8 protein-coding genes are annotated in these 6736 nt (G+C 69.4%); 6 read left to right on the top strand and 2 right to left on the bottom strand.

Annotated features, from left to right (window positions below):
- Window positions 1–378: DUF4913 domain-containing protein (locus tag UK12_RS31340; protein WP_045306602.1), on the top strand; the 378-nt coding region annotated here is incomplete at its 5' end.
- A gap of 122 nt (window positions 379–500) precedes the next feature.
- Here the strand turns inward: UK12_RS31340 and UK12_RS31335 are convergent.
- Together UK12_RS31335 and UK12_RS31330 are read right to left on the bottom strand one after the other, a co-directional pair.
- Complete coding sequence (locus tag UK12_RS31335) at window positions 501–1904, bottom strand: SMI1/KNR4 family protein (protein ID WP_156179054.1); 1404 nt, start codon at window positions 1902–1904, stop codon at window positions 501–503.
- A 360-nt stretch (window positions 1905–2264) separates the two neighbouring features.
- Window positions 2265–3236, bottom strand: a complete 972-nt coding sequence (locus tag UK12_RS31330; RefSeq protein WP_045306599.1) for a GlxA family transcriptional regulator — start codon at window positions 3234–3236, stop codon at window positions 2265–2267.
- 235 nt (window positions 3237–3471) lie between these two features.
- Here UK12_RS31330 and UK12_RS31325 point away from each other — a divergent pair, with 235 nt between their 5' ends.
- The 5 genes from UK12_RS31325 to UK12_RS45250 all read left to right on the top strand — a co-directional run.
- Complete coding sequence (locus UK12_RS31325) at window positions 3472–3876, top strand: GlcG/HbpS family heme-binding protein (RefSeq protein WP_045306598.1); 405 nt, start codon at window positions 3472–3474, stop codon at window positions 3874–3876.
- Entirely contained in the window at window positions 3873–4667 is a 795-nt protein-coding gene (locus UK12_RS31320) for an SDR family oxidoreductase (RefSeq protein ID WP_045306597.1), read from the top strand. The genes UK12_RS31325 and UK12_RS31320 overlap by 4 nt, the downstream gene beginning before the upstream one ends.
- Before the next feature lie 171 nt (window positions 4668–4838).
- Window positions 4839–5885 carry a nuclear transport factor 2 family protein gene (locus tag UK12_RS31315; RefSeq protein WP_045306596.1) on the top strand — a complete coding sequence of 349 codons (1047 nt, stop codon included), beginning with the start codon at window positions 4839–4841 and terminating at the stop codon, window positions 5883–5885.
- Between the two features lie 128 nt (window positions 5886–6013).
- Window positions 6014–6331, top strand: a complete 318-nt coding sequence (locus UK12_RS43750; protein ID WP_045306595.1) for a transposase — start codon at window positions 6014–6016, stop codon at window positions 6329–6331.
- A gap of 5 nt (window positions 6332–6336) precedes the next feature.
- A partial coding sequence (locus UK12_RS45250; protein WP_082120105.1) for an IS3 family transposase occupies window positions 6337–6736 on the top strand: 400 nt, incomplete at its 3' end.

The raw sequence follows: 6736 nt of genomic DNA, 5'->3' as shown, positions 1-6736 counted from the left end.
ACCTCGGTGTTCATCCTCGCCCTGACCGGCGAGGCGTACGAGGCCGAACTCGCCGCTCTGCGCTTCTGGGTCGACCACCTCCTCCTGCCTGTCTACGGCCGTGAGATCAGCACCGCCCGTCCCTGGTGCTTCGAGTGGGACAAGCACCTCGAGGCTGTTGCCCGCCTGCACGGCCTGTGGCTGGCGTGGCAACAGATGACCGACGCCGAGGCCGGACTCTCTGGTCCCTCCACCTGGCACCGCGACCACCTCGCCCCTGCCCTGCTTGAACTCCGCGCCCCCGACGGCCCGTTCGCCGCCTGCACCACCAGCCCGAGCCGCCCCAACCACCGCCTCCTGGCCACCCCGGCACCCGCCGAGTTCGGACTTGCCACATGACTGCCCACCACGACCCCGCCAAGCACAGCCCGGCAGACCCGGCGGAACCTGCCGGCGGTGATCGCCTCGCCGACCGGCGGTGGAGAGCGTGGTCCTGTGCGACCCGTCGCTTGCCCCGCTGGTTACGCCACGGGGCCGAGGTTGCCTTCGATGACGCTCTGGAGGATCCGGGGCCGGTCCCAGAGGGCCAGGAGCTCGTTGGCGATGGCCACGATGGGCAGGGGATCCTCGCCGCCGCGTACCTCGATGGCGGCAGCCGACAGACTGCGCGGGACGGCTCCGGCGTCGAGGAGCACGCGCCACTCCCGCGGCCCGAGCTCCAGGAACTCCAGGCCGGTCAGCTTCGCGATCTCCAGCGGGTCGGCAAGCGTTCCGGGGTAGGCGGTGAGGGTCCGCAGGCGCGGCAGCCCGATGACGCGGGCGAGACTGAGCGGCTCGTCCTCCCACACGCCGATGGACAGGACTTCCAAGCCGGGGTGCGCGGCGGCCTCGACGCTTCTCAGGCTCGCGATGTTGACTCGGGCCACGGCCGGCGGCTGGTCGTCGTGACAGCTGCCGTGATGTTCACTGGGTCGCTCCAGCACCAGGTCGGTGAGGCAGTCGGCGAGCAGTTCAGCGCCGACGCTCTCCTCGTGGCTGAGCATGATGATCTGTCCGACGTGGCCGTGTGGGCCCGGCGTCAGGTCGACCGCGAGCCGGTCCCCGCCGCCGTTGTCCCCGAAGGCGATCCAGCCCGGTGAGCCGACCAGGCCCTGCACCGCGGCGTCGGGCGGGGTCACGACCGCCTCCATCGCCGCGAACTCCCAGCGACAGTGACGGGACGACGCGTCGGCGATGTACAGGTCATCCAGGGAGAAGAGCTCGCAGCCGACCGCCGCGGATTCACGTTCCGCCGCCTCGTAGTCGTCGCCCCAGTCTTCCCATCGTGCCCGCGTCACCCGGTAGAGCACCTTGAGTTCGTCGGGCAGCATGACACCAAGGCGCGCTTCTGCGGCAGCGATCTCCGTCTCCGTCGCGCCGATGGCATCGGGCAACCGCTCGCGGAGCGTCTGCTCCAGCAACGCCAGATCCACTGAAGGGGCCGGCACCGCCCCGGGCATCGGATCGGGGAGGCGGCGCCAGGGCTCGGGAAGGGAGCCCTCGACCAGGATGAGCGCCCCCGGGTGCGGGTTGCCGATGCCGGGCTCCACGGCGGGACTGGGTGCGAGCAGGTGGAGCGTGGTCTTCCCGGTCGCGGAGATCTCCGCTGTGAACGAGATGTCGTTGATGCCGGCGTCCTCGAGCGCGCTCTGCACCCGCTTCACCGCGTCGAACTCGTCCTGCATGTCCTCGATCTGGGCCGCTCGACCGGGCGGCGGCAGCCGTCGCCGCAACGCCAGACTCCACCCATGGCGGCCGATGCTTCCCGCCACACGGACGGCCGGGGCACCATGCCTCTCCGCGTTGCTGGCCAGCAGCAGACGCAGCACCGGCTCCCAGGTCGCAAAGTCGTGCATCGAGGGCAAGGAGGGCTTCTGATCAACCATGAACAGACCGTACGCCGGGCCACCGACACCGAGTGCCGTCTGGTCCAATGCCTCAAGATCCGTGCCACGTAGTCCCACCCGACGCGCATCGCGTCGAAGGTGAGGCTGGGAACGCCATTATACCGGCGGAGAGTAGTTATTCCCGTTGTGCCGTATTCCTACGTGAGCCGTGGCGTGGTCCCGGCTGGCAGTCGCTGGGGTGTGCGCTCGACCGGCCGCTGGCCACCGCGTGAACCGGCGGACGCGCGAGCCGTCGAGCACTGGGACGTCATGGTCCTGCGGGGAGCGGCACTACGGGCCGTCCGGGTGCGTGGTGCGGAGAGGCGCGGTCGCGACCGGCGGCCTGCCAGGATCAACGGGTCAACGACTTTTCACAGCAGCGGAGTTGAATGTCTCGCGGTAAGTGCGTGGCGGTACCCCGACGTGTGCCTTGAACAGGGTCCGGAAGTTGGCCGGCGTGCCCAGGCCGCAGCGCCGTGCGACGGCTTCGACCGGCAGGTCGCTCGACTCCAGGAGTTCCCGTGCGAGGCCGAGCCTTGCGTCGAGCAGCCAACGCATGGGCGGCCGACCGGTGTCGGAGTGGAAGCGACGGATGAGCGTACGGCGGGACATGCCGGCCTGGCGCGCCAACTGGTCGACGGTGAGCGGCTGGTGCAGGTGACGCAGGGCCCACTCGTACACTGGCATCGTTGCGCCGGAGGCGTCCGGGGCCACCGGCAGGTCGGCGAACTGGGCCTGACCGCCGGTGCGGTGTGGGGCGGTGACCAGCAGGCGGGCCCGCTGGTTCGCCAGGCGGGCGCCGTAATCGCGGCGGATGAGATGCAGGGACAGGTCGAGGCCCGCGGCGACTCCGCCTGAGGTCAGCACCTGGCCTTCATCGATGTACAGCTCCTGCGGCTGCACCGTCACCTGCGGGTACTGGCTGGCCAGCGCTGCGGCGTAGCGCCAGTGCGTGGTGGCCCGGCGGCCGTCGAGCAGGCGGGCGGCGGCCAGGGCGAACGCCCCCGAGCAGATGGACACCATCCGGCTGCCGCGGGCCGCGGCCTGTGCGAGCGCGGCGGTGACCGCGGCGGAGGGTGGGTCGGGCTCCAGGTACCCGGGGACTATCACGGTGTCCGCGGTCTGAAGGGCGTCCAGCCCGTCGACGACGGACAACGCCGGGCCGCCGTGCATCGACACCAGGCCGGGCCGTTCCGTGCACACCGTCATCGAGTACGGCCCGTCCGGCCAGCTTCCGAAGACCTGCAACGGAATCCCGATGTCGAGTGCGAGGACGTTCTCGAGCGCCACCACGACCACGTGGTGGCTACCGCCGGAGGTGTGGACTCCCATGGCACGATTCTATCCCTGTATGGCACGCGTGCCACTGACTCCCTCGCTCTGTGCGCGCCTACGGTCGTTTCATGACCATGAGAGGCGCTCTCCTGCCGTCACTGCCGGGCGTGGTGGTTGTGCACGGGTCCGGCGAGGGCGGCTCACCGGTGCGGTCTGCCGCCTCGCTGCCATCCCGGCCACCCTCGACTTACCTCAAGTCGAACGCGCACCGTTACCGACAGGGGCAAACGCCATGAGTATCAAGCTGGATGCGGCCCAAGCCGCGATCGAAAGAGCTCGCGCCCACGCCGTGGCGATCGGCGTCCCGATGAACATCGCCGTCGTCGACGGCGGCGGACACCTGGTCGCGTTCGCCCGCATGGACGGGGCGATCCTCGGTTCGATCGAGATCGCGCTGGCCAAGGCGAAGACGTCGGTGCTGTTCAACGGCCCGAGCGAGAGCCTGTGGGAGTTCTGCAAGCCCGGCGGCCCGGCTCCCGCGACCGAGTACACCAACGGCGGCCTGATCCCCTACGCGGGCGGCCTGCCCCTGCGCGACGACAACGCGACTCTGGTCGGCGCCATCGGCGTCTCGGGCGGCGTGCCCGCCCAGGACGGCGAGGTCGCCCGCATCGCGCTCGGAAAGGAAGCACGATGAAGAAGATCCTGATCACCGGCGCCGGTACCGGCCTGGGCCGAGGCGCCGCCGTCGGTCTGGCCCAGGCCGGGCATCGGGTCATCGCGACCACGGAGATCTGGTCACAGGTGACCGAACTGCGCAGGCACATCGAGGAACTCGGCCTGCAGGACCGGGTCACGGTCGACAAGCTCGACGTCCTGGAGGCCCGCGACATCGCGGCTGTCTCCGGCTGGGACTTCGACACCTTCGTCAGCAACGCCGCGATCGGTGACTGCGGGCCGCTTGCGGAGATCCCCGTCGAGCTGGTCCGGCGCACGTTCGAGACGAACGTCTTCGCGAACCTTGAACTCACCCAGCGGGTGATCCGCACCTGGGTGGACGCCGGCACGGCGGGCCGCGTTGTCATCGTCAGCTCGATGGGCGGCATGCTGACGGCATTCGGGCTGGGGCCGTACTGCGCGACCAAGCACGCGCTCGAAGCGATCGCAGCGACCCTGCGCGACGAGCTCGCGCCGACGGGGATCACCGTGCAGACCATCAACCCGGGGGCGTACCTGACCGGGTTCAACGACCGCATCGCGGACACGACCTTCCGCTGGCTGGACGACACCGTCAACTTCAACCGCACCGAGGACGTGAAGGCCCGCTTCGCGGAGATCCTCGCCGACCAATACGACCCGCAGGACATGATCGACAAGATGGTCGAGATCATCGGCGCCGAGCACGGCAAGTACCGCAACGTCTGGCCCCCGGCGACGGAGGAACTCATCAAGCAGGTCCAGGAGAGCGCCTGGACCCGCACGGTGTGATCCGGCACCGGCCAACGGCGGCCAGACCCGCCACGCCGGCACCATGCGGCCCACGCGACGGACCCCCGTAACCGCTCCACAGCCGCAGCACCCACCATCCGCGGCCCGCCCGCCGGCCATCACGCCGCTCCGCCCGGGGCCGCGCACCACCGCACCCGAAAGAGAGATGCCGTGACCAACGACGCACCCCTGCCCGTCTTCGAACGGCTCGGCCTCCCGGACACGGGCCTGTCCCGGGACGCCTACGCCTATGCGGAGAGGGCCACACCCGACTTCGTCTTCTTCCACAGCGTCCGCAGCTACGTCTTCGCCCGCGCCCATGCCCGGCACCAGGGTCTGCGCGCAGGTACCGACTACGACGACGAACTGCTCTTCCTCAGCTGCATCCTGCACGACATCGGACTGAGCGAAGAGGGCAACGGCGACCAGCGTTTCGAGGTCGACGGTGCCGACACCGCAGCGGCGTTCCTCCGCGAACGCGGTGTCGAGGAACGGCGTATCGCCATCACCTGGGACGCCATCGCGCTGCACACCTCGGACGGCATCGCCGGGCGCAAGGGCACAGAGGTGCGGCTGGCGCAGGCGGGCATCGGCACCGACATCCTCGGAATCCGGCGCGAGAGCCTCCCGGCCGGCCTCGCCGACGAAGTGCACGCCCTGCTCCCCCGCATGGACCTGGCCTACGCGCTGAGCGACGCGATCGTCACCCAGGCCAACTCCAAGCCACAGAAGGCATCTCCAATGACCTTCCCGGGAGCGCTGCTGCGCCACCATCTGCCCTATGGCGCTCAGCCCACGTGGTACGACCTGCTCGCCGTGGCGGGCTGGGGCGACAAGCCCGTCGGTACCGTCGCCCGGCGCCGTGCGCAGACGCCCGAGCAAGTAGGGGCCATGTTCATGGAGTACCTGGAGACGGGTGACATCGAGGGCCTGGTGTCGCTGTACGAACCGCACGCGCACTTCGTCCCCACCCCCGGAACCCACCTGGTGGGCACCGAGGCCATCCGGAAGGCCCTGCAACAGCTGATCGACAGCGGCGCCCGCCTCAAGCTCGAACTGCGCGAAATCCGACAGGTGGACGACATCGCCCTGGTGTCGAACACCGCCACCCTGACGGGCGTCGACCCCGCGCCGGTGATCTCCACGACCACAGAGATCCTCCGACGCCAGCCGGACGGCGGCTGGGTCCACGCCGTGGACGACCCGTTCTTCAGCTGACCGCTCACGCCCACGCCATCAGGTGTCGATGAACGCCTCCACCTCCAACGGCGTCCACTGCCACGGGTATTCATTGAACCGCTGCGGGTTTGACCGAGACTCCTTCTCTTGGAAGGATCGAGTCCGTTATGAGGAAGCCATACCCCAGTGAGGTCCGGGAGCGGGCGGTGCGCCTTGTGCTGGAGACCCGTGATCAGTACGAGACCGAGTACCAGTGCATCCGGTCGATCGGCGCCAAGCTCGACGTGGGCCCGGAGAGCCTGCGCAAGTGGGTGCGCCAGGCCCAGACCGACGCCGGCACCCGGCCCGGACCGACGACCGAGGAATCTGCGGCGATCAAGGCACTCAAGCGGGAGAACGCCGAACTGAAGCGGGCCAACGAGATCCTCAAGGCCGCGGCGTCTTTCTTCGCGGCCGAGCTCGACCGGCCACACACACGCTCGTAGCGTTCATCGACGAGCACCGGGACCGCTTCGGCGGAGTCGAGCCGATCTGCAGGACGCTGACCGCGAACGACTGCAGCATCCACCCCAGCACTTACTACACCCACAAGAGCGGCACCGCCTCCGCCCGCGCTCGCCGCGACGCCGAACTCGTCCCGATCATCAAGGAGATCCACGAGAGCAACCACGGCGTCTACGGCTACCGCAAGGTCTGGGCCGAACTCAACCGACGCGGACACGCTGTCGCCCAGTGCACCGTCTCACGCCTCATGAAAGCCGAAGGGCTGTCAGGAGCGGTGCGCGGCAGGAGGATCGTCACCACGGTCTCGGACAAGAGCGTTGACCGCGCACCCGACCTACTGAAGCGCAACTTCGTGGCCGGCGCGCCGAACCGGGTGTGGGTCGCCG

This window comes from Saccharothrix sp. ST-888, from assembly GCF_000955975.1.
Lineage (GTDB): Bacteria > Actinomycetota > Actinomycetes > Streptomycetales > Streptomycetaceae > Kitasatospora.
Note: the sequence above shows the minus strand (reverse complement) of the source record. Positions and strands in the feature narration are given on the sequence as shown.